At 58.8% G+C, this 764-nt stretch carries 1 pseudogene; it reads right to left on the bottom strand.

The features are described 5' to 3' along the window. Positions 1–44: 44 nt before the first annotated feature. Positions 45–712, bottom strand: a pseudogene (locus ABJ99_RS00035) (PFL_4703 family integrating conjugative element protein). Positions 713–764: the final 52 nt, after the last annotated feature.

A 764-nucleotide genomic window follows, 5' to 3' on the forward strand; every position in this document is an offset into this window, starting at 1 on the left:
CAACACCATCAGTAATGCCGAACCCGTGAGTACACGCAAAATCCTCATTTGAAGACTCCTTTCGATGGAGCTGCGGGAGTTTCGACGTTGCCCTCGATGCGTTGTGGCGCGCCGTTGTAGCAGTCCCATGCCAAGCCGAAGGGATTGGTTTCAGGGTCGACGTCCATGCGTACAACGTGGAGCGGGTATCGTGCGAGGGCACGCTTGACCAGCTGACCGCCGTAATACTCGTCGGCTGAGATGTCGAGCGTCACCGTCCAGTCGTCGATGGAGTTGGTCACCGTCCGCAGTTCAGGCGAGTCGCCAAAGCCTCGGCCGGGAATCTCGTAGACACCGCGGACACGCTTGCGCAGCTCACCACTGGACTTGCGCAGATCAAAATCGCTCTGCAGGTATTGCTTGCAAGCTGGTGTAATGTAGGCGTCCAGGCGCGTGATGTTCGTCTGATAATCCTGTTCACCGTCGACCGGCCAGCGGTTCATTTGCTGAAAGATGTACAGGCCAAAGGCGTACACCGACTGAGGAGGGATGTCCCACCAAAGGCGTGTGCTGCCGGAACGCAGGTCGGGCGGAACGTGAATGGTCAGTTCTGCGGTGCTCGATACCATCCGATACCCAGCCCCAAGGCCAGGAGCGCCAGCAGGACGATGGCCATCCTCAAACTGGTGATGTGCGCTCGCTGCGAGTCGGCCAGCTTTAAATAACGGCTCATTGTTGCGCCCTCCGACGGCACGTCCAGTTGCCCGATCGGATGACCAGATTGG

Origin of the sequence: Pseudomonas syringae pv. cilantro, from assembly GCF_001293775.1 — a bacterium.
Taxonomy (GTDB): domain Bacteria; phylum Pseudomonadota; class Gammaproteobacteria; order Pseudomonadales; family Pseudomonadaceae; genus Aquipseudomonas; species Aquipseudomonas syringae_P.